29 protein-coding genes are annotated in these 17,650 nt (G+C 54.6%); 3 read left to right on the top strand and 26 right to left on the bottom strand.

Translation table 11 applies throughout. The features are described from left to right. Nucleotides 1–19 precede the first annotated feature (19 nt). The 26 genes from ACT3T7_RS02345 to ACT3T7_RS02220 all read right to left on the bottom strand — a co-directional run bounded on the left by ACT3T7_RS02345 (nt 20) and on the right by ACT3T7_RS02220 (nt 14,721). Nucleotides 20–964, bottom strand: coding sequence for a major capsid protein (locus ACT3T7_RS02345; RefSeq protein WP_444629961.1), 945 nt, complete (start codon nt 962–964; stop codon nt 20–22). A gap of 11 nt (nt 965–975) precedes the next feature. Beyond that, nucleotides 976–1,731: a hypothetical protein gene (locus ACT3T7_RS02340; protein ID WP_444629960.1), complete on the bottom strand. Its 756-nt coding sequence runs from the start codon at nt 1,729–1,731 to the stop codon at nt 976–978. A 306-nt stretch (nt 1,732–2,037) separates the two neighbouring features. Further along, complete coding sequence (locus tag ACT3T7_RS02335; protein ID WP_444629959.1) at nt 2,038–3,210, bottom strand: minor capsid protein; 1,173 nt, start codon at nt 3,208–3,210, stop codon at nt 2,038–2,040. Next, nucleotides 3,210–4,607 carry a DUF4055 domain-containing protein gene (locus tag ACT3T7_RS02330; RefSeq protein WP_444629958.1) on the bottom strand — a complete coding sequence of 466 codons (1,398 nt, stop codon included), beginning with the start codon at nt 4,605–4,607 and terminating at the stop codon, nt 3,210–3,212. Before ACT3T7_RS02330 ends, ACT3T7_RS02335 begins: the two co-directional genes overlap by 1 nt. Nucleotides 4,608–4,609: 2 nt before the next feature. After that, complete coding sequence (locus ACT3T7_RS02325) at nt 4,610–6,064, bottom strand: terminase large subunit domain-containing protein (RefSeq protein WP_444629957.1); 1,455 nt, start codon at nt 6,062–6,064, stop codon at nt 4,610–4,612. Next, nucleotides 6,064–6,609 carry a terminase small subunit gene (locus tag ACT3T7_RS02320; protein ID WP_444629956.1) on the bottom strand — a complete coding sequence of 182 codons (546 nt, stop codon included), beginning with the start codon at nt 6,607–6,609 and terminating at the stop codon, nt 6,064–6,066. Before ACT3T7_RS02320 ends, ACT3T7_RS02325 begins: the two co-directional genes overlap by 1 nt. A gap of 94 nt (nt 6,610–6,703) precedes the next feature. Further along, the gene (locus ACT3T7_RS02315; protein WP_444629955.1) at nt 6,704–6,964 is read right to left on the bottom strand and encodes a hypothetical protein; all 261 of its coding nucleotides are present in this window, start codon (nt 6,962–6,964) and stop codon (nt 6,704–6,706) included. Beyond that, nucleotides 6,957–7,091: a hypothetical protein gene (locus ACT3T7_RS02310; RefSeq protein WP_444629954.1), complete on the bottom strand. Its 135-nt coding sequence runs from the start codon at nt 7,089–7,091 to the stop codon at nt 6,957–6,959. The genes ACT3T7_RS02315 and ACT3T7_RS02310 overlap by 8 nt, the downstream gene beginning before the upstream one ends. Before the next feature lie 25 nt (nt 7,092–7,116). Beyond that, the gene (locus tag ACT3T7_RS02305) at nt 7,117–7,407 is read right to left on the bottom strand and encodes a hypothetical protein (protein WP_444629953.1); all 291 of its coding nucleotides are present in this window, start codon (nt 7,405–7,407) and stop codon (nt 7,117–7,119) included. Next, nucleotides 7,400–7,633 carry a DUF7940 domain-containing protein gene (locus ACT3T7_RS02300; RefSeq protein ID WP_444629952.1) on the bottom strand — a complete coding sequence of 78 codons (234 nt, stop codon included), beginning with the start codon at nt 7,631–7,633 and terminating at the stop codon, nt 7,400–7,402. Before ACT3T7_RS02300 ends, ACT3T7_RS02305 begins: the two co-directional genes overlap by 8 nt. Further along, nucleotides 7,630–7,938 carry a hypothetical protein gene (locus ACT3T7_RS02295; RefSeq protein WP_444629951.1) on the bottom strand — a complete coding sequence of 103 codons (309 nt, stop codon included), beginning with the start codon at nt 7,936–7,938 and terminating at the stop codon, nt 7,630–7,632. Before ACT3T7_RS02295 ends, ACT3T7_RS02300 begins: the two co-directional genes overlap by 4 nt. After that, nucleotides 7,935–8,267, bottom strand: coding sequence for a phage holin family protein (locus ACT3T7_RS02290; RefSeq protein WP_444629950.1), 333 nt, complete (start codon nt 8,265–8,267; stop codon nt 7,935–7,937). The genes ACT3T7_RS02295 and ACT3T7_RS02290 overlap by 4 nt, the downstream gene beginning before the upstream one ends. Before the next feature lie 44 nt (nt 8,268–8,311). Further along, complete coding sequence (locus ACT3T7_RS02285; protein ID WP_444629949.1) at nt 8,312–8,917, bottom strand: hypothetical protein; 606 nt, start codon at nt 8,915–8,917, stop codon at nt 8,312–8,314. A 264-nt stretch (nt 8,918–9,181) separates the two neighbouring features. Beyond that, entirely contained in the window at nt 9,182–9,847 is a 666-nt protein-coding gene (locus ACT3T7_RS02280; RefSeq protein ID WP_444629948.1) for a hypothetical protein, read from the bottom strand. Continuing rightward, nucleotides 9,844–10,041, bottom strand: a complete 198-nt coding sequence (locus ACT3T7_RS02275) for a hypothetical protein (RefSeq protein WP_444629947.1) — start codon at nt 10,039–10,041, stop codon at nt 9,844–9,846. The genes ACT3T7_RS02280 and ACT3T7_RS02275 overlap by 4 nt, the downstream gene beginning before the upstream one ends. Continuing rightward, complete coding sequence (locus ACT3T7_RS02270) at nt 10,038–10,184, bottom strand: hypothetical protein (RefSeq protein WP_444629946.1); 147 nt, start codon at nt 10,182–10,184, stop codon at nt 10,038–10,040. The genes ACT3T7_RS02275 and ACT3T7_RS02270 overlap by 4 nt, the downstream gene beginning before the upstream one ends. After that, the gene (locus ACT3T7_RS02265; protein WP_444629945.1) at nt 10,181–10,483 is read right to left on the bottom strand and encodes a hypothetical protein; all 303 of its coding nucleotides are present in this window, start codon (nt 10,481–10,483) and stop codon (nt 10,181–10,183) included. The genes ACT3T7_RS02270 and ACT3T7_RS02265 overlap by 4 nt, the downstream gene beginning before the upstream one ends. A 35-nt stretch (nt 10,484–10,518) precedes the next feature. Beyond that, entirely contained in the window at nt 10,519–10,740 is a 222-nt protein-coding gene (locus ACT3T7_RS02260; RefSeq protein WP_444629944.1) for a glutaredoxin domain-containing protein, read from the bottom strand. After that, nucleotides 10,737–11,162, bottom strand: coding sequence for a DUF968 domain-containing protein (locus ACT3T7_RS02255; RefSeq protein ID WP_444629943.1), 426 nt, complete (start codon nt 11,160–11,162; stop codon nt 10,737–10,739). The genes ACT3T7_RS02260 and ACT3T7_RS02255 overlap by 4 nt, the downstream gene beginning before the upstream one ends. Beyond that, on the bottom strand, nt 11,159–11,299 hold the full coding sequence (locus ACT3T7_RS02250; RefSeq protein WP_444629942.1) for a hypothetical protein: 141 nt from the start codon (nt 11,297–11,299) through the stop codon (nt 11,159–11,161). The genes ACT3T7_RS02255 and ACT3T7_RS02250 overlap by 4 nt, the downstream gene beginning before the upstream one ends. Continuing rightward, nucleotides 11,296–11,814 (bottom strand): recombination protein NinB, encoded by a 519-nt coding sequence (locus ACT3T7_RS02245; protein ID WP_444629941.1) that lies wholly within the window; start codon nt 11,812–11,814, stop codon nt 11,296–11,298. The genes ACT3T7_RS02250 and ACT3T7_RS02245 overlap by 4 nt, the downstream gene beginning before the upstream one ends. After that, the gene (locus ACT3T7_RS02240) at nt 11,751–11,987 is read right to left on the bottom strand and encodes a hypothetical protein (protein ID WP_444629940.1); all 237 of its coding nucleotides are present in this window, start codon (nt 11,985–11,987) and stop codon (nt 11,751–11,753) included. The genes ACT3T7_RS02245 and ACT3T7_RS02240 overlap by 64 nt, the downstream gene beginning before the upstream one ends. Next, on the bottom strand, nt 11,984–12,244 hold the full coding sequence (locus ACT3T7_RS02235; RefSeq protein ID WP_444629939.1) for a hypothetical protein: 261 nt from the start codon (nt 12,242–12,244) through the stop codon (nt 11,984–11,986). Before ACT3T7_RS02235 ends, ACT3T7_RS02240 begins: the two co-directional genes overlap by 4 nt. Then, the gene (locus tag ACT3T7_RS02230) at nt 12,241–13,038 is read right to left on the bottom strand and encodes an ATP-binding protein (protein ID WP_444629938.1); all 798 of its coding nucleotides are present in this window, start codon (nt 13,036–13,038) and stop codon (nt 12,241–12,243) included. Before ACT3T7_RS02230 ends, ACT3T7_RS02235 begins: the two co-directional genes overlap by 4 nt. Then, complete coding sequence (locus ACT3T7_RS02225) at nt 13,028–13,936, bottom strand: replication protein (RefSeq protein WP_444629937.1); 909 nt, start codon at nt 13,934–13,936, stop codon at nt 13,028–13,030. Before ACT3T7_RS02225 ends, ACT3T7_RS02230 begins: the two co-directional genes overlap by 11 nt. Continuing rightward, nucleotides 13,933–14,721: a BRO-N domain-containing protein gene (locus ACT3T7_RS02220; protein ID WP_444629936.1), complete on the bottom strand. Its 789-nt coding sequence runs from the start codon at nt 14,719–14,721 to the stop codon at nt 13,933–13,935. Before ACT3T7_RS02220 ends, ACT3T7_RS02225 begins: the two co-directional genes overlap by 4 nt. A gap of 383 nt (nt 14,722–15,104) precedes the next feature. On the opposite strand from ACT3T7_RS02220, the gene ACT3T7_RS02215 reads away from it, so the two are divergent. The 3 genes from ACT3T7_RS02215 (at nt 15,105) to ACT3T7_RS02205 (ending at nt 17,478) form a co-directional block, all read left to right on the top strand. Continuing rightward, on the top strand, nt 15,105–15,890 hold the full coding sequence (locus ACT3T7_RS02215; protein ID WP_444629935.1) for a S24 family peptidase: 786 nt from the start codon (nt 15,105–15,107) through the stop codon (nt 15,888–15,890). 94 nt (nt 15,891–15,984) lie between these two features. Beyond that, nucleotides 15,985–16,896 carry a hypothetical protein gene (locus ACT3T7_RS02210; RefSeq protein ID WP_444629934.1) on the top strand — a complete coding sequence of 304 codons (912 nt, stop codon included), beginning with the start codon at nt 15,985–15,987 and terminating at the stop codon, nt 16,894–16,896. A 207-nt stretch (nt 16,897–17,103) separates the two neighbouring features. Next, on the top strand, nt 17,104–17,478 hold the full coding sequence (locus ACT3T7_RS02205; RefSeq protein WP_444629933.1) for a helix-turn-helix transcriptional regulator: 375 nt from the start codon (nt 17,104–17,106) through the stop codon (nt 17,476–17,478). Nucleotides 17,479–17,650: the final 172 nt, after the last annotated feature.

Here is a 17,650-nt window from a genome sequence, read left to right as displayed (position 1 = left end):
ACTAGACCGCCCATGCTCATCAAGGGGTTTCAGGCAAGGTGTCGATCAGGAAGCCTGCGGTGTTCTTGTTGCTGGTGGCATACTTCGTCCAGCTCGCGCCGGTGCCAATGGCTGCGAGGTTCGGGTTTTCCGCACCGGCCCAGCTATAGCCCATCAAGCCAACATTGAACGTACCTTCAGCGCGGAAGCCCATCGCAAGGTTTTCAAGGTCGTCGATCAGGTACGAGCGGAAGCCGGGCGCCTGTGATTCAGTGATGCGCACAGACCCTGCTTGCAGGCCAAAGATTTGTCCGGCAGGGCACATGTCAGTGACGAGAACAGGTTTGCCCATGGTGCCGGGTTGGCCGCCATAGATAACCACTTCTGTTTCGCCGTAAATCTTATCAGCGATAGATTGGTCAACTAGGTCGAAGTAGGTGCCGGAGTCCATGACCCACAGCGCCACACGGCCAAAGCGGTCGCCCAGGGTTCGCAGGCCGCGCGTTAGCACCTTCTTGCCATCGGTAGCGAAGTCGCCGGTCACCGCCATATCGGCATTGCCACCAATAGCAGCCTCAAGGGCAGACATGGCGAACTCGACGCGGCCCACCATCACAGCATCGGCGTAGTCCTGGCCCACCAGCATCGAGAACTCTTCAGGAGAGCGAGCACGGCGCTTAAACGCTTCTTCGGTGGTCTGGTAGGGGCCGTATTTAAAAGGCACCTTCACGTCTACCATTTCGTCAGCGTCGATCTTGGCCGCTGTTACCGCAGCGTCAGAGTTGACATCACGGTGCGCGATAGCGCCGCCGATCTTGTAGAAGGCGCGTTTACGTAGATCGCCTTCAATCATTTCGGAGTCGAGCACAATCGCGCCTTGTGATGCGCCATTGAATACCTCGAATACTTCTTGGATGCGCTCCAAGTAAGCGGTCTGCGCCAGGTCGTTGTAGATGATCAGGTCAGAATTGACAGTTGTTGCCATGTTTATTTACCTCAAGAAGGGAGTCGTAGATAGGATTGCTGGCCGTGCTTCTGGATGTAGGCATGCTTCTGCTCGGCAGACATGGCAGAACGTTTCTGCCCACTACCTTTGCCGTCATTACCAGGGGCACCGCCACCTTTAGGAGTTGGGAACCAGTGAGATGCATTGTCACGCATCGATTCCAGCCAGGTTTCAGGGGTCAGCGGCTTACCATTGGCATCAAGCCCAGCCGCCTCGGTCGGCACGACATTGCCTTCATCATCGACTTCAAATAGCTCTTTAGCGCGATACACAGCGTCGGTAACGGCAGTATCCACAATGCCGATCTTTGATGCGGCACTGCGGATCTCGTCACTCAGTACGCGGGAACGGAACTTGCCAGCAAACGTCTTAGCGGCCTCAGCCTCTTGCTGTGCCTGGGTGAGCTTGCTTTCAAAGTCCGAACGCATGCGCTCAGTGCGCTGATTCATGACTTCTTCCATCTTCCCTTCAGCGACCAACTTAGCCTCTTCGTCTTGCTCTTGGCGTGAGTGCATTTCGCGAGTCTTTTCGGGATCAATACCGTCGTATCGCTTTTGCATCTCGCGTAGCTGGCGGTCTAAATCCTTTTTCTCGCTGCGCTCCTTTTCCAGAGCAGACTTCAAGCCAGTCGGGGGTTCGTAGCCATCCAGGTCTAAACGGAACTTACCGCCTTCGGCCTCAACGTACTGGTCACGCACTGTTTCAGGGATGTTGTCTAATGTGTCGACTTCAAAGGGTAATGCCATGAGATCAAACCTCTCGTTTGATTCGCCCATCTCGGGCTGGTGGAAGCTGCCCGGCGTCTCACCGGAAAGCGGAAACAAAAAAGGCCGCCCGCAGGCAGCCAGATAAAGAAAGCCCCGCTCGATGGCGGGGCAGTGGTGTTTGCTGGGCTACTCTATTTCGCCCATCTTGATTTGGATCATCAGGCTAACCTCCCAGCCGATTTTGGCTTGGATTAGGTCGCCCGGGGTGGCGATGCCTGCCCATCGTTTCAGGGAGACACGCCACCACTTTTGAAAATGCACATCGCATGTAGTCATTAGGCCAGTTTAGCCGAATAATTCAGCGAATGTCGCAGCGTCTCGCTGGCGAAGCTGATCAAGCGTTAGCTCGCCTTTGATCGGGTCAACAAAACGCTCAATGGTGTAGCCACCATCCTTGTAGAGCTTGTACCGCGAAGGCCCAAGCCATTCCTTTTGATACGAGGCTGGCTGATCAGCGAACCATTTGGGATAGGTGGTCTTGGCCGATACTTGCCCTACAGTTAAACCGGCTTCTTTCCGCTGCTTTTGCGTCATCTCGCCAATAGAGCGAAAGCGCGCAGTATCCTCTCTGCCTTTAACCTTCAAGGCGCGAACGAACGGACGCCGCCCCATAATCTGGCCGTCAAAAGAGGGCGCTTGCGTTGTCCTGCAAAACGGGTGATACGGCGGCCTAGGGTGATTGGTGCCTACTTTATGTCGGCGGCCATCTATCGAAGCGCAATATTTACTGACCCTTCCGTCCAGGGTGGCCACATCAACCACTTCCTCGACGCCCAATGCCTCGTAAGTGTCGTTATAGGAGGACGTGCTTACGTGGTTTCTAGCCGTGCGAACTACCCGCTCAATATCATTGCGAGTGGTCTGTAGTACACCATCTTTGTAATTCAGCCCCTTGGTGCCTCGTAGCGCCCGAACGATCTGGTGGTTCGTCTCGCCCTGACTGATTCCTTGGCGAACGCGGCTATACACCAGCTTGCGCGCCTTGTCGGGTATCTCTGCCAGCATATCTTCGACTAGCTCGCCAAGTACCGGCTTAGCAACGGCAGAAGCATAGGCAGCGGCAGCGGTAGGGGCGGCGGGCAGAGCGCCTTCAATGCTCTCGCTAAGCAGCGTGCGCGCAAACTCTGCCTCATGCCCGGCCAGTTCCTCGAAACCGCCTAAGGCCATACCATTGAGCGTTTCGCCCATCTTCACGGCCCAGCCGTCTATAACGTTGCGTAAGCCCTTAAGGCGGTCAGTGGTGTAACGCCCTCGGCTAAAGGCCGAAAGCTCAGCAGGCGTGAGGTTATCAAGCCTCTCGCCTAACTCCCGCGTCATGTTGAGGCTAAGCGACTCGATAGCCTTGGTAATGGCGTTAACCTGGGCAGTCGAGGCGCGGTGCAGATAGGAGGTATGTCGAGCCAAAGCGGTTACGACCTGCTCTTGAGCAATGCGCCGTGATTCGCGGTCGTTTGGCATTATGCATCCTCAAGATTTGGCAGGCCATCGCCACCCTCACGCAGCGAATCAAGCTCAATGTCAGTTAGCTCGGTGAGACCAATCTTACGCAGAGCGTCATACAGCACAGCGCGCGGCGCTTCCCCAGACATGACGATATTCGAAACGACTTGCAACATCGCGGAATCAATGTTGTCAGGGGTGAACTGCGGCTCAACTTTGAACGTCACTAAGTCAGGTTTAATCCCCATCCAGTAAGCTATGTACTTGAGCGCTTGCTCCACAGCCTCGGCGCCGGTGACGCATACAGAGTAGAGGGCAGAGTGTTGATCATTCTGTCTCGCCTTACGCGCCTCGCCTGACTCCGTACCACCTGCGTCGATTACCTTGGCACCTGACTCAGCAGCTGCATTGCGTTGGTCCTGCATGGCTTCATGAAGCTTTTCAATGCCAGCGCCTTGGAACTCCAGATAACCGGCCTGCGAGTCTTTCGGCAGCATCCACGCCGCCATCGGCCCAGTCACGCGAATGTCATCGTCTTGGCCCATGCCGCTGATCCACGGCTGCGGGTGCGCGGTATAATGCATCGAAGTGAAGTAGTCAGCGCTCAGCTGGTAATACTTAAGCGCTGCCTTAGCCATCGTTTGCAGCGGTATCTCGTCAACGTCGGCGTTGTTGTCTGTGCTGCCTGCGAACACCACCGGTATGAATTTGAGCGAGGTTGTTTGACTGCCGCCAACAAGACCTGGGTAATCCTCGCCTTCGACGTCCGCGCCTGCTTCGTTCAGTACGCGCACTCGATAACGCCCTTCGACTAAATCCAATACGCGATAAACGTCCTCGTATTTCGGGTCGAACTCGTCGCTGGTTTCCTTTAGCCGCTGCTCTTTGAATACGACCAGTGTTAAATCCTGGCGCCCGCCAGTGTCGCGAGTCATCCAGTTAATAGCCGTCTCAGCGGTGTACGTCGCGATGTAGGGATTGCCTTCATCATCGAACTCAACGAGTAAGGGTTTGCGACCCTTGGTAAGCAAGGCAGAGACAATGCGCAGGTAAAGCTGCTTCAGCCCAAACCCGTCGCTGGTCGCCTCATGCTCCAATGCCTTCATGCGATCAGGCAAGACAATCTCAGGCTCTTGGCGTGACACTAGGCCAACCATCGTCCGTAAGCTGTCTTTAACCCACAGGGGATACTCTGCCCGCGCCTTGTATGCGTCGTACAGCTGTCGAGCTTGCTCAGCGGTTAACGGGCTATTCTCAGTGCCTGCTAGCGATTCCGCTTCGATCATGCCGCTAGTTTTGGGTAGATAGGCCGTACCAGCGGTTTTAATGACGCGAGGCCCGACAAGTGCGTCTGTCATTTCCTGCCATTCGTCGATCATGGCGGCGTATTGTTCGTGCTGCGAAGTGACCGCCATAGTTAGCCTAAGCCTCCGATTCGTTTCATGCCCGCCTTGGCGCGCTTATTCATCACGCGATAGCGCAACGTGTCATAGTCGTGATCTTCTGCCGTAGTATCGATGTCATCAGGATTGCGCTGATCGCGCGGAAGCACAGGCAGGTGGGCAATGATGCTGATGCAGTGATCCATGAAGTAGAGGCCGGGGCTTTCTGGCTGGTCTTTAGCTGCCTCTTTTAAGCGCGTGCGGATCATCTCAAGACCATTAACCCTAGAGCCTGGCTTCTTGTCTGATTCCGTCCAGCGCACACCTTCGGCTTCCATTTTCTTGGCTACCGAGTCGCTTCCGGATTCGTTGACGTTGCTTATTTGGTTATCAGCGGGACCGGGCTTCACTTGCCCAGGCAGCCACTTGCCAGTTATCAGGGAAGACTCGCGCTCTTTGATGCCTTTAGCGATTTCAGGAGCGGAAAGTTTTAAGCCCTCATTCGGGCCTTTGGCGCCGTACCATTCATGACAAACGACAATAGAGCCCTTGGGTGGGCAGAATACCGAGCCGTCTTCTAGTTCTACTTCACTGCCGTCGCTCTCTGCGAACCAAAGCACCGAGAAGGGGTGTGATGAGCCCCAGTCGAAGCCGCGATCCACATACCAGCTTGAAGGCACCTTAAAGCGAGGCTTAACGTGCCGAGCCTGATTCCAAACGTCATCAAAGGCACCACCGGAAACGATATTCCAGTCACCGTCCTTCATCGCCTTGACCAGAGCTGGGTTACCCAAGCCTTCCAGTCGGTCGATATAATCAGGGTCGTTATTCAGCAGAGTGGGGTTGTCATCGAGCCGCGCCGGGATGTACTGGCGAAGCATCCCGCCTTCAGTCTTAGCGGTTTTATGTATCTCCATCGGCTTGGCCGCATTAACAAAGGAATGCTTCACCCAGTTATGCCCGACGCCGCCCGGGTTAGTACCTGCAATCGCCCGAGGCAGCATCGCCTTGTATTTCTCGGGAACCTCAAGCGCACCCAGGCGAAGACGCCCGCGCAGATAGCGGTAAATGCTTTCTGTGAAATGCGTTAGCTCATCCATTAGCAGGACGTGTATTTCCGCGCCCTGGTACTTGAACTTGTCCTTCTCATGCTGGCAGTGGGCTAGGAAGATGCGCGACCCATTCCAGAACTCAATGTAATGCTTGGAGCCGTTGTACTTTGCCCATCCGGTCTTAAGCCATGGCGATAACATCTCAAAGAATCCACCGGGTCCATACAGGTGGTTTTTCTCCAAGTCGTCAGACAATCTGCGGAAGATGTAGACCATCAGGCCGGGGATTTCAGCACACCAGATTACGGCCGCAACGCGCATCAGGTGAGACTTACCGCCACCCGCAGCGCCGCCATAAAGTATCTCGGTAGCTACTGAGTCGAATGCCTCTCCTTGTCGCTTATGCAGCTTTACATTAAGGGAGGGGTCGTCGCTCATTATTCTCTCGTTATATTAATCACCGGGGCGGTGGTTTTAATCGTGCCTGAGTGCTCGTGCTTCTCAGTCCACATAGCCAAGTGCTTACCGATAAGCTCAAGCGGGCCCTTCTTGTCAGCCAGCTTCACCTTGTGGACGTATTCGACTTCCGGCTCTTCACCGTCAGCAGCGGGCAGAAACTTGGTCACCACCTCGATGCTTTGAATGGCGGCAGCGGTATCATCATCTAAATCGTGGATGCTCTTTAACTGACCGCTAGGCGTGAACAGCTTACGAATGTCAGAGAAGCCCATGCGCACAAGCTGGGCAATGACCTCTTTAGCAGTCACCTCAGCATCTTGTGAGCGATTCTGAAGCCGTTCCTGAATCAAATTTCCGATGTCAACATTTGTCAGCAATCGCTGACCTTGTGATCTTGCAGTCTTCTCGCTATACCCGGCGCGTATTGCCGCTTGGGTAGCATTGAAGTCAACAGTGTACTCATCAACAAAACGAGACTGCCGTGCTGTCAGCGCGACAGCCTCCGGGGCAGTCTTTGGGGGCATTTTATGGCCTCTGTACAGGTTGTGTAGATTATTGCCCGCGATACAGCTTAACCATCTGCGGTCAGGTATAAGTATTTGTGCAGTTTGTACAGCTTTAGAAGCCGTCGTTTTCATCACTCACACGCATAGCCTCCATAAATTTAATCGCCTCACTGCCACGAACATCACCACCATCCCAGAACTGCACATAGGCCTGACGGTCGTTGCCGTGGCCGCAACAGGCATTCATGACCAGCTTTTCATCGAGCGTGCCCAAACAGCCGTCATGACCTTCGGGTGTTGGCGGCAGGCCGCACTTGGCGCAAATGCCGCGCTGGCCGCTGCCTGCCATGTCAGGGGTGTATAGATCAGGCATCGCACACCTCTACGACAATGCCGTGTAACTCAATAGCCCAATCAGCTAAACGCTTTTCCCGAGTCATCAGCGCCCAGAACGCGTCATCGTTCAACGATTCGAGCTGCTCGCTATCAACCTCGGGCATGTAGCCCAGCGTGGGCACTGTGCAGCTAATCAGCGTCGGGACCGGAGGAGTGTTGGCGCAGCCTAGGATCGCCAAACAAAGCAGGCCGAGTGCCAGCGCTCTTATGCTGTTCGTTCTCACGCTGTACATGGGCTGCATCCTCTCGGGCTTTCTCTTTGGCTACGCTAATTCGCTGCTCTTGCTCTCTGCGTTGACGCTCTACGCTTGCGGTCTGGGCGTTATCTTTGGCCTGCTGCCGGGCGTTGTTGCGCTGCTTGAGTAGCACGCCCAGCGCGCCTATGAGCAGCACGAAGATGCCGCCGATTAGCTCAATCATGGGGCTTCCTCCGTTCGCGCTCTTGGGTAACAGGCTGCTGGGGTATCAATCGAGCAATGACGCCCGCAATAGCGACCAGCGAGGCCAGTACCGCATACGCCCAATCGGGGATGACGCCCTGCCAGTGGTGGATAACGGGCTGGAGGCCAAACAGCAGTGCCGCCGCTACGCCTAAGCGAACCGACCACATCTTGGGCAACGCCCGCCACTCAGGGATTAGATTCATTGATACGTCTCCCAATTAATCGGCGGCAGGTCGCGGTCTATTCGGCATGCGTTGACGCGGCCTTGGGTGCTCAGGATGTGGTGGTGCATCTTGTCGTGCTTGCTCTCAAGCTCGTCCAGGGCTTCCGCTTGTTCGGCGATAACAGCGGTGGCCCTGTTTAGCTCTGATCGAGACTCAACCGCCTGGCTGATAAAAATGGCAAGCAATGCAACGGAAATGATGAACGCAACGGTCGATGCCCATGCCTGACGCTGGTAATAACGCACCTTGCGGCGCAAGGATGTGAATTCTTCCTTGGTTGTCATTTCCCACCTCGGCTATTCAGGATGTGGCGCGCCATGGCCTCTACGGCAGGGCGAAAGAACCTAACTCCTAGAAAGCCGGTTACCACGCCAATGAATATGGCCCAGTCATCGCTCACGCCCATAGAGGTCATTACGGGACGGCAGGCCATTACGAACACGCCGCAAATCAACGCTTCCGCAATATCCTTTCGCGTCAGCTTTACTCGATCCAGATAGGCTCTCACCAGCGCCATAAAGATGGCCACCAGTCCAGCCACTAACCACGGGGCGTTGATCTGGATCCACAACGCTATTTCCCATGTTTTATGATCGTGTGGATCTGGTGGCATGAAATTCACTCTCTGCATCGGTGGCTCACCTCTGCGAGCGCGGGTTACGATTTTGTGTAAAAAACTTCTCGGGCATTGCCCGGCTTAAAACCTTCCAGATAAACGTCGCGCACTTTGCCAGCCGCTTCCGCTTTGGTGATCTTGCCGTCCTCATTAGCGTCAAGGCCGCGATTCTGTGCGTAGGCGCGGGTGCCGTCGCTGAACAGCACGGTTCCGAGCGGGCTAGAAATGTACTTAGGCATCAGAATCGCCATATACATGTCTTCAAGCGTCTTTACGCGCTCATGCCATCGGTACTTGGTGAAGTAGGCGTAAACGTACTCAAGCTGCTCAACGGCGCTCATGCGGGCTAGGGCATCGGTGGTCGTGCCTAAGTCGCGAGCGGTGGCGGGCATAAATTGAATCAATCCCGTTGCGCCGCTGCCAGCTGCGTTGCGAACACTTGGCGAGAACGTGCGCCCAGACTCAAACGCCATACAGCCCATTAGCTCGTCGGATAAATCAGGACCCCAGCCCATGCGGCCGCAAATCTCGAACAGCTTTTCAATGAACGCCTCGCTGACCTTTGCGCCCCAGGGGAGCATGAACGGTTGCGGCGTATACGTGGCCGTGCCTTTTTGCGGCACGTCTCGCATGAATAAGAGTGCCATGGCAGACCTCAGAAATAAGAAAGCCGCCGGGGAGGGCGGCAAGGGCCGAGCTAGCGGCCTAGGTAGGGAACAGGAACGAGAAAGCCCGCACTTGGCGGGCCGGTGAACTCATGCATTTTTTGCAACAGTTCAAATAGAAAAGCCCCGCGATTAGCGAGGCTTTGAAAAGGTGCTGGTGAAGCGCAACTTGTCCAGCGTAGTGATTAGTAGCTTATACCGACCTTATTTGGTGGTCAAGTATTATATGCCTACTATATGCGGTGTTTAGGCGGCTATTCGGTGCATTTTATTCGTCTGCTTAATGATCTTGTGTATCGGCTCCATGGCTCGGCCCTCGAGTACCGCCAGAATGTCGCCTATCTTCGACCACTCTTGATGCCATCCATCCTGAATCCAGTTCTTTGAAACGATCTTAACGCCCATAAACTCCCGGCAGTAGAAGCAAACCTCTTTCGGCTGCCACAGCGGGCGGCTTCCGTCCATGTCGTTACGATCCTGTATCATGCGCGCCTGTATTAGCGCCTCTACGCGCTCTTTACGTGCGGTGCGATAGCTGGACCACTCCGGCGTTTTCTCGATGTACAGCGCAAGAATGGCCTCGGCTACATCATCCAGATATTGGTTGGCTGCTCCGGTATCGGCTAGACAAAGCCAGTGGCCAACGGCGGCAAGCAGGGGAGTGTCGCGCTCCATGCGCTTAGTTGCCGCATAAACAGGTGTGTAAATATCGCCATAGGCTGCGCCGGGACCGCCTTTATTCACGCGGTCTTGTGTAGCGGTTACCGGGTCGCGCTGATCGCTCTTGCGCCGCTTACCTTTGGTTGGCTGCGCCTCCTGCATTTCAGCCAGGTCGACCGTGGCCTGAGTGCGAATGCCCGTTTCGTAAGCCATGGCCCACGCGATTCTTGGATTGCTGCTTAGGTAATTCATGCCGCCCCCTTAGCCTTGTGCTTTTCCGCGATGCGCCGCGCCTGATTGCCGTTCTCTGCGCTGCCTATTTCGTCGCTGCCGTGATAAACCACGAATAGATCGACGCCGCTTAGCGTGAATCTACTGATGCGGTACTGGCCGCAGTCGCTGATGATGCAGCGGTCGTTAGCCTTATCCTTGAGCTTCCATTTCATCGCGTCACCATCCGCAGGCAGTACAGCCCGCTATGCCCGGCCTCTCGGCATTCATCCCAGACCAAAACGCTAAACAATCCAGTGAACGCGAGGCCCGTAATCGCCATACCAATCGCTATTGCCCAACATGCTTTATCGCTCATTCGAAAACCTCCCGCTCCCAACCGCCGCCAGCCTTTTTGCTCTGCTTCTTCACCGCGATAAACCGGAAGGGGAACATTTCAGCGGCCACTTTGATCTTTACGCGAGCATCTTCTCTCCAGAAACCTTTTACCTCTCGCATTTCCATCAAGCCGTCTGCGCGTAAAACTGCGAAGTCCGGCGTGTAACGCGTGTTATCTGCCAGCTTGAAAGTCATTGCTTCAAAGGAGTACCAAACGATTTCACCAGCTTGTTTTTCAGCTTCCAGTAGGGCGGCATAGGCCGCCTCAGTCTTGTTCATGGTTCCGGCCTTCATGCGGCCTAGGGCTAAGTCGCTCACCGGCCCACCTCCAGCGCTGCAATCAGGTCAGGGCGAAAGCCACTCCACGTCTCGCTACCAGCCTCAACTATGGGCAACTGGCGATGACCGTCAGCGTAGAATCTATCGCGCACCGAGTCTGTGAATGCCATCTGACGGTATTCGATACCGCGCTTTTCAAGAGTGCGTTTGGTTGCATCGCACTGCGGGCAGTTTGGAGTTGTGTAAATTTTAATCATTGGGCTAGCTCCTTAGCTTCGATAAACGCCAGCGCCTGCGTTAACTGCTCCCGCGCTTCGCCGGTGAATTGCGCAATGCCAGCGCGCAGGGTGTGGCGTAGCCAATCCGGTTGCATGGCCTGCATTTCAGGGCTCTGGTGGGTGAGGGAATGACATGCCCTGCACAAACTCATGGCGTACGAATCCGGGGCCGTTAGCCCGACGCCTGATAGGTTCCAATGAAGGCCTATTACGTGGTGCGCGTCACAACCGTAGGTGCCGCAACCTAGGCACGGTTGTTTACGCACCCACGCCAGATACTTCTCGCTACGCCAGCGCTTGTCGGTGCTCTGCTTGCGAGCTGCTTTGCGCTTGATGGGCTTGCGGGCCATAGGCTGCTTGGCGCGCAGGGGAGTTTTGCGGGCCAATTCTGATCGTTTCATTTCGTCACCTTGATCGTGATAAAGGCTAGGAAATAAAGGTGAATCATTGCCCAGGGCGGCATAGGCATGCCGAGCGGAAACGCCGAAAAGAAAGCGAGGCCGACCGATATAGCTACCGCCAATAGAGAGTCTTTCATGCGGCCACCTCCCGGTACTGTTCATAGACCGCCAGAGCAGGCTCAGACCACTGCACGCCGTGCTGACTTCCGAAGGCATAGATAAGCTCGATGAGCTGCGCGAACTCGGCCTTGCGCATCTTGCTAGTCCGCTTACCGAGCATGACGAACCCGCCGTCGATGCCTGGGGCAACGCGCTGCTCGCTGTCGAGGCCAGCGGTTAGAATGTCTTTCCAGTCTTCCGGCGCGAGATAGCCCATGGCGCCGTTAACGTGCCACTGCACTTGGCGGGATACGTCGCTCAGCATCGGCCAGAGCTTGCGGTTTTGATCAAGCGTGCGTTTGCCGTTTTGATGCCGCAGCGCGACCTCTACCGGGGCTCGCTCAAGACCCTTGCCGATGGCCTGGGTAACGCGGGCGATGGCGTACTGCATCTCTTGGAGTGAGGAAACGGGGATGATTAGCTCGTTCTTCATACCTCCACCTCCCGCAACGCTAAGCGATGCTTGCTCACCACCGGCTGGCTTACTTGCCATTTCTCCGATATTTCCCGCTGCAGCATCGAGCTTTCCAAGTCTTCGACGTAAGCGGGGTTATCCATCAGTGTTGGTTTGCGCTTGCTTGGGTCGCGTGACTTGCGGTGTGGCGTGGCTTCGCGCATACGCCAGCCTGTTTGCTTCTGCGCCAAGTCGTGTTTTGTCAGGATCATGCGACACCTCCAAACATATCGTTTTGCGATGAATCGCTGGACCGGGCAGCGCTCAAAAGCTCAAGCCGAAAGCTGCGCGGATCACGCCAGAGAACTACGGCAGCCATGCCTTTCTGCTTTGAAATTGGGCGGTGCCAGTAAATAGTGCTGGGCGTTACCTCAGTAATTTCCAGCGGCTCAGGGAGCCGGTCGCAAACGCGGGGTATGATTTGCACGCGGTCGCCTACGCGAGGGTCTTTGTATATGTCGCGAGTCATGCGGCACCTCGTCCCAGCTCACGGCGAGCTGATTCCCAGTTAAAGACCATGAGCTTGCTGCACTCACGCAGACGATCCACAACGCGATCACCGACCCATTGGCCTAGGTCGCCTGGCTGCACGTTGGAAACGATGATGGTGGGCAGGCACTGTTCATACCGCTCGTTCATGATGTCGAACAGGTAGTTAAGCTCGGAGTCGCTACCGAAGGAGACGCCCACCTCATCCAGCACAAGCAGGGCAGGTGAAGCGAAGGCGTCAATCGCCTGAGACTCGGTTTCCTCGCTGGATTTATAGGTATCCTTGATGCGCCGAAACATGCGCGCAGCCGTGGTGTACAGGCCCGCCTCGCCGTGGTGCTGAATTACGTGATTCAGCGTGGCCACTGCCAAATGGGTTTTGCCTGTCCCGGGGTTGCCAAGCAGCATCAGGCCATCGCCGCTTTTCAAGTGCTGCGGGAAGTCGTGCGCGTACTGTTCGCAATTTTCCAGATACTTTTTCTGCTGGTCTGTCTCTGCGCGATAGCTGTCGAATTGCTTGTTAGCGAAGCGTGGCGGCATGCCAGCGTAGCCAATGCGTTTCTCAAGGCGGTACTGCGCTGCGGCTTTTCGGTTCGCTTCAAGCTCTTTGACCTGCTCTGCCATGCGCTTTTCTTCGGCGCAATCAGGGCAGCCAGACCATGTGTCTGTTTTTCCAAACAGGATATGACGCGATTCGTACTCACCATGGCTATCGCATACCACGGCTGCCGTTTCGGCGTTCATGAGTGATTGCACGAGGCTGCTAGAACTCATAGGTGCCGTCCTCCTGCGCTACCAAGCCGTCGGTGCTGGTGTTTTCCAGGCCGGTATGGCGGCCAGGTGTTAGGCGTGATTTCTTCTGCGAGTGCTCTGCTTTGGCCTGCTTGGCAAGTTGATCCCACTTGCGACGTAGCTTGTCTGGGCACAGCACAACGCCAGACCAAAACTCGTGTTTGGCAGTCCAAGTAATCAGGTAGCGGATTTGCTCAACGGTGCGGCCATCCCGCTCACGCATCAGCCGAAAATCGTTTGCCCAAGTGCTGGCGTTGTGTTTGACAGGGGTATCTAGGTCAGCGCTTACGGCAGCGACCATTTCGCCAATCAACTCATGGTCGACAGGGTCACCCCATTTTTTCGGTGAGGATTTCTTCGAGGAATTATTACTATCTTTAGATAGTAATCTTTCTTTCCTTTCTTTAGGTGTCACCCCATCTTGGGGTGATTGAGATACCCCATTTTGGGGTGACTCACCCCAAGTTGTTTTGGGTTTCTGTTTTGGGGTAACTCGTGACTTTTGAGCGGTAAAATCCCACTCATCGACGTTCTTGTTAATGCGAACCGGAGAGCGTCCACCGCCATTACGGGTAACCACTTTCTTACGGATTAAGGCATTCAGCGTCTCTGAGCATTTGCCCTCAGATATGCCGGTCATTTCGCTGATAACAGACGCAGCAATCCAGTCCTCAGCTTTACGCCAGCCGTAGGTCATGCGCTCGATGACGCGAATAACCCGAGCTTCACGGCTGGTCAGCGGAGCGCGACAGAAAGCCTCTACGATAGGGTTAGCGGTTCGTGTGTATCCATCTTCCACTTGGATACTCCTACGCTCAGGCGCGGGTGTTTCCGCCACCTGATAGCGTTCGTGATCTGAGATATGGGCTAGGTTGCTCACGCCGCCACCTCCAAGCCAACCAGTGCTAATAGCTCAGCGAATTTCTCGCGAAACCAATGCGGTTGCGTCTCTCGGGGTGATTGCGGGCTGACGATGTTCTTGCCGTAGGCCAAGCCTTCGTCGGTGATGCACCAGAAGTGTTTGATCTTGCCGCCAGTAGACTTGCGTTCACGGCGCTCCATCAGGCCGATTTGATATAGGCGCTCGTTGAAGGCAATGGCGCTAGAGCTAACGCCGTACTCGCGTAGCAGGTGAGTAGCGCTAGCGGTATCCATGGCGCCCACATGACCAGGGGCGCTGTCTTCGGTGTAGTCGGGTAGAAAGCTGGTATCGGCACCAGTGGCCTTACCAGCCTTTTGAAGCATGACGATCTTGCTGGAGTCAGAAGGGCGCAGGACGGTGATAGCAAGCTCACACAGGGCCATGGTGGCCGGAATGCTCGCTTGGCTAGCTTCGGGCTGGTAGCTGCCAGTTTTACGGATAGACGGCAGAACGTCGCCAGCCAGCCACTTTTGAAAAGGAAGGGCTTTCGGCTTATCACTGCGAGCGGTGAAGAAATACAGGCCTTGTTCGGTCAGAACGGTTAGGCGCTGCTCTCCCATAGGGGTCTGAACGGAATTGACCCCTTTCCATTCGTCGGGAACATGGGAAACCGTGGCTGATCCAGCCCAGCGATACCCAAGAGCCAAAGCAACATCCTTGGCAACAAACAGCGGCTCGCCATTGTCATCTTGAATGACGCGGACTTGATTCTTTTCGAAGTTGAACGGTTTAACGTTTTGCATTAGAGTTAACTCCATAGTTAGTAATTCGAAGCCCGGCAAATGCTCCCCAGCAGCGCCGGGCTTTTCCGTTTTGGGCGTTTGCCCACCTACCTGTATCTATTTCCAGCCCCTATAGGGGCGATGTGCTGAACCTTTGGTTCGGCTATCATTTGTTTATGCAGCGGCTTGATTGGGCGAAAACGATTTGCGGATTTCAGCAGCGCTTACGCCCTTGATTAGCCCGGCCAAGGCCTCTGAATAGTGCGTTTCGCCCGTGTACTCAGTTCGTGGTAGAGAGTTGCGAGACGCCCACTTGTAAAGCGCTCGCGGGGAGATGCCGCATGCTTTAGCTGAGGCTTCAACTCCACCTGCTTTTTCAAACAATTCCCGCAAGGAATGCATGTATGGAAACCTCTCAAGGTGTACTTTCAGTACATTCTAGACCTGTACTGACAGTACACGCAAGCAGTGGCAGCATTGAACGCATGGTTCAAAATCAAGTTTTCCGGGATGAGTTCGCCTCCCGGCTCAAAAAAGCGCTTTCTTACCGCGATGTTGCGACACATGGGGCGGGGGTATTTCTGTGCCGCGTCACTAACAAAACACCGAAGGCGGCTAGCAAATGGCTTAACGCGGAGGCAATACCGGGGGCCGCCAATATGCAGGCGATAGCTTCAAGCCTTGGTGTGCGCAGGGAGTGGCTCCAGTACGGCGTAGAGCCTATGGTTGAGACGCCACGCAACCTTGAGGGCGGCAACTTTAATATCGTCGAGCAGCCTGAAACCTACTTTCGTTACCCGGTTGTTAGCTGGGTTAAGGCTGGAAGTTGGGCCGAGGCTGTCAGTCCGTTTACCCCCGGCTGTGAAGATCGCTACTTGATGACCGACTATAAAGCCAAAGGCGGCGCGTTCTGGCTGGAGGTTAACGGCGACTCAATGACCGCCAGCGTTGGCGAGAGCGTGCCTCAGGGCATGATGATCTTGATCGATACCGGCATAGAGGCTGAAAACGGTAGCCTGGTCGTTGCGCAGATTGACGACAGCGAAGAGGCAACTTTTAAGAAGTTGGTGATTGATGGTGGGCAGAGGTACCTCAAGCCATTAAACCCGGCTTATCCTGTCCTGCGCTGTGATACGGCTAGTTGCCGCATTTTGGGTGTTGCAGTTGAGATGAAGCGCAGTTTGCGGTAACGGGGTTGCAGGTATGTATATAACAATGCCCTCCAAGAGTCGACCCTTCCCGGCACCCCATTAACCAATAAAAATCATGTCCTTAGGAGTATTTATGGCTTCGGTTCCGGCACCCCGTCAGGGAGTACTTGATCTAGGCGTAGAGGTAGAGCGTGATGTTGGCGGGATTGAAATGGGGGTGCTTGAAAATGGCGTTCCATATCTTACGCAACGTGGGCTTGCTGAAGTATCAGGGGCGCCACGAAGCACCCTTTATGACATCACTCAAGAATGGTCAGCGAGCTTTAATGACCCAGTCCTAACTAAGGACAGGCTCTCTTTTTTGCGTCAGCGCTTATTGGAGCAGGGTTTTAATGAGCCCAATCTCTATATCGAAATAAAGAAGGATGGCTCGCCACACTATGCTTATCCCGACATCGTCTGCATGGCGATTGTCGAGTACTACGCTTTTGAAGCTAGAACCCCTAACCCTACCGCTCTCAATAGCTTTAGAAAGTTCTCTTCGTATGGGCTTAGAAGCTTTATTTATGATGCTTTACATTATCGCCCAGCCGATAAGTGGAAGTTTCACCATGATAGGGTTTCGATTTTACAAAACGTTGTGCCCGTTGGTTATTTCTCAATTTTTCATGAGATTACCGGCTTGATAGTCGATCTTATTGAAGCTGGGGTTAGTGTTAACGATAAAACTATCCCTGATATAAGCGTTGGCTCTACTTGGGCTAGGCACTGGAAAGCCAACGGCTTAGCTGGAAGTTACGGTGAAAGAATTTACTTTGAACACAACTATCCTGACTATTACCCTCAGGCCCAAGCTAACCCGCAAGAGCCTGCAGCTTACCCAGAGGCCGCACTACCTGAGTTCAGAAGGTGGTTCAGAGAAGTCTATCTTCCAAGTAAGTTTCCAGCATACATACTAAAAAAAGCAGGTGTTTTATCTGGCGGCCCAGCAGAGGCGCACAGAATTGCTGGCATGTATCAAGACCACGGCCTTCCAAAGCACTAAGTCCGACTAGATAGACTCAACACCCGCCCGCGAGGCGGGTTTTTTTGTGCCTAAAATTCAGTCTCGAATAAATTTTTAAATCCTTAAATCATTGATATACCAATGGTTCATTTTTTCGCGCCCTTAAGTTGTACTTTTGGTCTTGACGATATTGAACCTATGGTACATATTTACACCACGCAACAACACAACAGAAGGCAAGCAGACATGGAAGTAACACAGGGTGAATGGGCAGCTAGCTATCAAGACAGCGGAGCCGCAGAAGGATTTACCCGCATGGAAGCGACCTACCTGCTGTGTGTTGTGAACGGAATGAGCAGCAAGGAAGCGGCAAGGGCGATAAATCGAGGTCAGGAAACCGTTAAGAAAGGCCTCAAGCGCGCCTACTACCGAGTGGAAGCCACCTGCGCACCAGAGGCGGTAGCTAAAGCTCAAGCCAAGGGATGGCTCAGATACATCGGCAAAGCGGCCATGTGCGCAGTTCTATCGGTATCGCTGCTCACAGGCACAGACGACGGCCTACGCCGCTCAAGCCAGACGCGGATCGTTCGCCGGGTAGAACAGGTTTCGATTTACGCATAACTGAGGCTGCCAGTAACAGCCAGCTCTTTAACAACTTATTACCCCGAACGTCCGTAGCGTGGAGAGCGCGAGAGGCCAAGGGGAGTGCGTGAAGGCTACGACAGTGCCAACGATTAGCCCATTCGCAAGAGTGGGCATTCGGAAGGGTGAATGCTACGCCAGCGGGCGGATG

Origin of the sequence: Halomonas sp. 111 (assembly GCF_052379685.1) — a bacterium.
GTDB classification, from domain to species: domain Bacteria; phylum Pseudomonadota; class Gammaproteobacteria; order Pseudomonadales; family Halomonadaceae; genus Vreelandella; species Vreelandella citrativorans.
Note: the sequence above shows the minus strand (reverse complement) of the source record. Positions and strands in the feature narration are given on the sequence as shown.

What these genes read in the sequence shown, in the direction of transcription:
- ACT3T7_RS02345 (WP_444629961.1), bottom strand. Translation starts at nt 964, where the DNA reads ATGGCAACAACTGTCAATTCTGACCTGATCATCTACAACGACCTGGCG.
- ACT3T7_RS02340 (WP_444629960.1), bottom strand. Translation starts at nt 1,731, where the DNA reads ATGGCATTACCCTTTGAAGTCGACACATTAGACAACATCCCTGAAACA.
- ACT3T7_RS02335 (WP_444629959.1), bottom strand. Translation starts at nt 3,210, where the DNA reads ATGCCAAACGACCGCGAATCACGGCGCATTGCTCAAGAGCAGGTCGTA.
- ACT3T7_RS02330 (WP_444629958.1), bottom strand. Translation starts at nt 4,607, where the DNA reads ATGGCGGTCACTTCGCAGCACGAACAATACGCCGCCATGATCGACGAA.
- ACT3T7_RS02325 (WP_444629957.1), bottom strand. Translation starts at nt 6,064, where the DNA reads ATGAGCGACGACCCCTCCCTTAATGTAAAGCTGCATAAGCGACAAGGA.
- ACT3T7_RS02320 (WP_444629956.1), bottom strand. Translation starts at nt 6,609, where the DNA reads ATGCCCCCAAAGACTGCCCCGGAGGCTGTCGCGCTGACAGCACGGCAG.
- ACT3T7_RS02315 (WP_444629955.1), bottom strand. Translation starts at nt 6,964, where the DNA reads ATGCCTGATCTATACACCCCTGACATGGCAGGCAGCGGCCAGCGCGGC.
- ACT3T7_RS02310 (WP_444629954.1), bottom strand. Translation starts at nt 7,091, where the DNA reads ATGCCCGAGGTTGATAGCGAGCAGCTCGAATCGTTGAACGATGACGCG.
- ACT3T7_RS02305 (WP_444629953.1), bottom strand. Translation starts at nt 7,407, where the DNA reads ATGATTGAGCTAATCGGCGGCATCTTCGTGCTGCTCATAGGCGCGCTG.
- ACT3T7_RS02300 (WP_444629952.1), bottom strand. Translation starts at nt 7,633, where the DNA reads ATGAATCTAATCCCTGAGTGGCGGGCGTTGCCCAAGATGTGGTCGGTT.
- ACT3T7_RS02295 (WP_444629951.1), bottom strand. Translation starts at nt 7,938, where the DNA reads ATGACAACCAAGGAAGAATTCACATCCTTGCGCCGCAAGGTGCGTTAT.
- ACT3T7_RS02290 (WP_444629950.1), bottom strand. Translation starts at nt 8,267, where the DNA reads ATGCCACCAGATCCACACGATCATAAAACATGGGAAATAGCGTTGTGG.
- ACT3T7_RS02285 (WP_444629949.1), bottom strand. Translation starts at nt 8,917, where the DNA reads ATGGCACTCTTATTCATGCGAGACGTGCCGCAAAAAGGCACGGCCACG.
- ACT3T7_RS02280 (WP_444629948.1), bottom strand. Translation starts at nt 9,847, where the DNA reads ATGAATTACCTAAGCAGCAATCCAAGAATCGCGTGGGCCATGGCTTAC.
- ACT3T7_RS02275 (WP_444629947.1), bottom strand. Translation starts at nt 10,041, where the DNA reads ATGAAATGGAAGCTCAAGGATAAGGCTAACGACCGCTGCATCATCAGC.
- ACT3T7_RS02270 (WP_444629946.1), bottom strand. Translation starts at nt 10,184, where the DNA reads ATGAGCGATAAAGCATGTTGGGCAATAGCGATTGGTATGGCGATTACG.
- ACT3T7_RS02265 (WP_444629945.1), bottom strand. Translation starts at nt 10,483, where the DNA reads ATGAACAAGACTGAGGCGGCCTATGCCGCCCTACTGGAAGCTGAAAAA.
- ACT3T7_RS02260 (WP_444629944.1), bottom strand. Translation starts at nt 10,740, where the DNA reads ATGATTAAAATTTACACAACTCCAAACTGCCCGCAGTGCGATGCAACC.
- ACT3T7_RS02255 (WP_444629943.1), bottom strand. Translation starts at nt 11,162, where the DNA reads ATGAAACGATCAGAATTGGCCCGCAAAACTCCCCTGCGCGCCAAGCAG.
- ACT3T7_RS02250 (WP_444629942.1), bottom strand. Translation starts at nt 11,299, where the DNA reads ATGAAAGACTCTCTATTGGCGGTAGCTATATCGGTCGGCCTCGCTTTC.
- ACT3T7_RS02245 (WP_444629941.1), bottom strand. Translation starts at nt 11,814, where the DNA reads ATGGCAAGTAAGCCAGCCGGTGGTGAGCAAGCATCGCTTAGCGTTGCG.
- ACT3T7_RS02240 (WP_444629940.1), bottom strand. Translation starts at nt 11,987, where the DNA reads ATGATCCTGACAAAACACGACTTGGCGCAGAAGCAAACAGGCTGGCGT.
- ACT3T7_RS02235 (WP_444629939.1), bottom strand. Translation starts at nt 12,244, where the DNA reads ATGACTCGCGACATATACAAAGACCCTCGCGTAGGCGACCGCGTGCAA.
- ACT3T7_RS02230 (WP_444629938.1), bottom strand. Translation starts at nt 13,038, where the DNA reads ATGAGTTCTAGCAGCCTCGTGCAATCACTCATGAACGCCGAAACGGCA.
- ACT3T7_RS02220 (WP_444629936.1), bottom strand. Translation starts at nt 14,721, where the DNA reads ATGCAAAACGTTAAACCGTTCAACTTCGAAAAGAATCAAGTCCGCGTC.
- ACT3T7_RS02215 (WP_444629935.1), top strand. Translation starts at nt 15,105, where the DNA reads ATGGAAACCTCTCAAGGTGTACTTTCAGTACATTCTAGACCTGTACTG.
- ACT3T7_RS02210 (WP_444629934.1), top strand. Translation starts at nt 15,985, where the DNA reads ATGGCTTCGGTTCCGGCACCCCGTCAGGGAGTACTTGATCTAGGCGTA.
- ACT3T7_RS02205 (WP_444629933.1), top strand. Translation starts at nt 17,104, where the DNA reads ATGGAAGTAACACAGGGTGAATGGGCAGCTAGCTATCAAGACAGCGGA.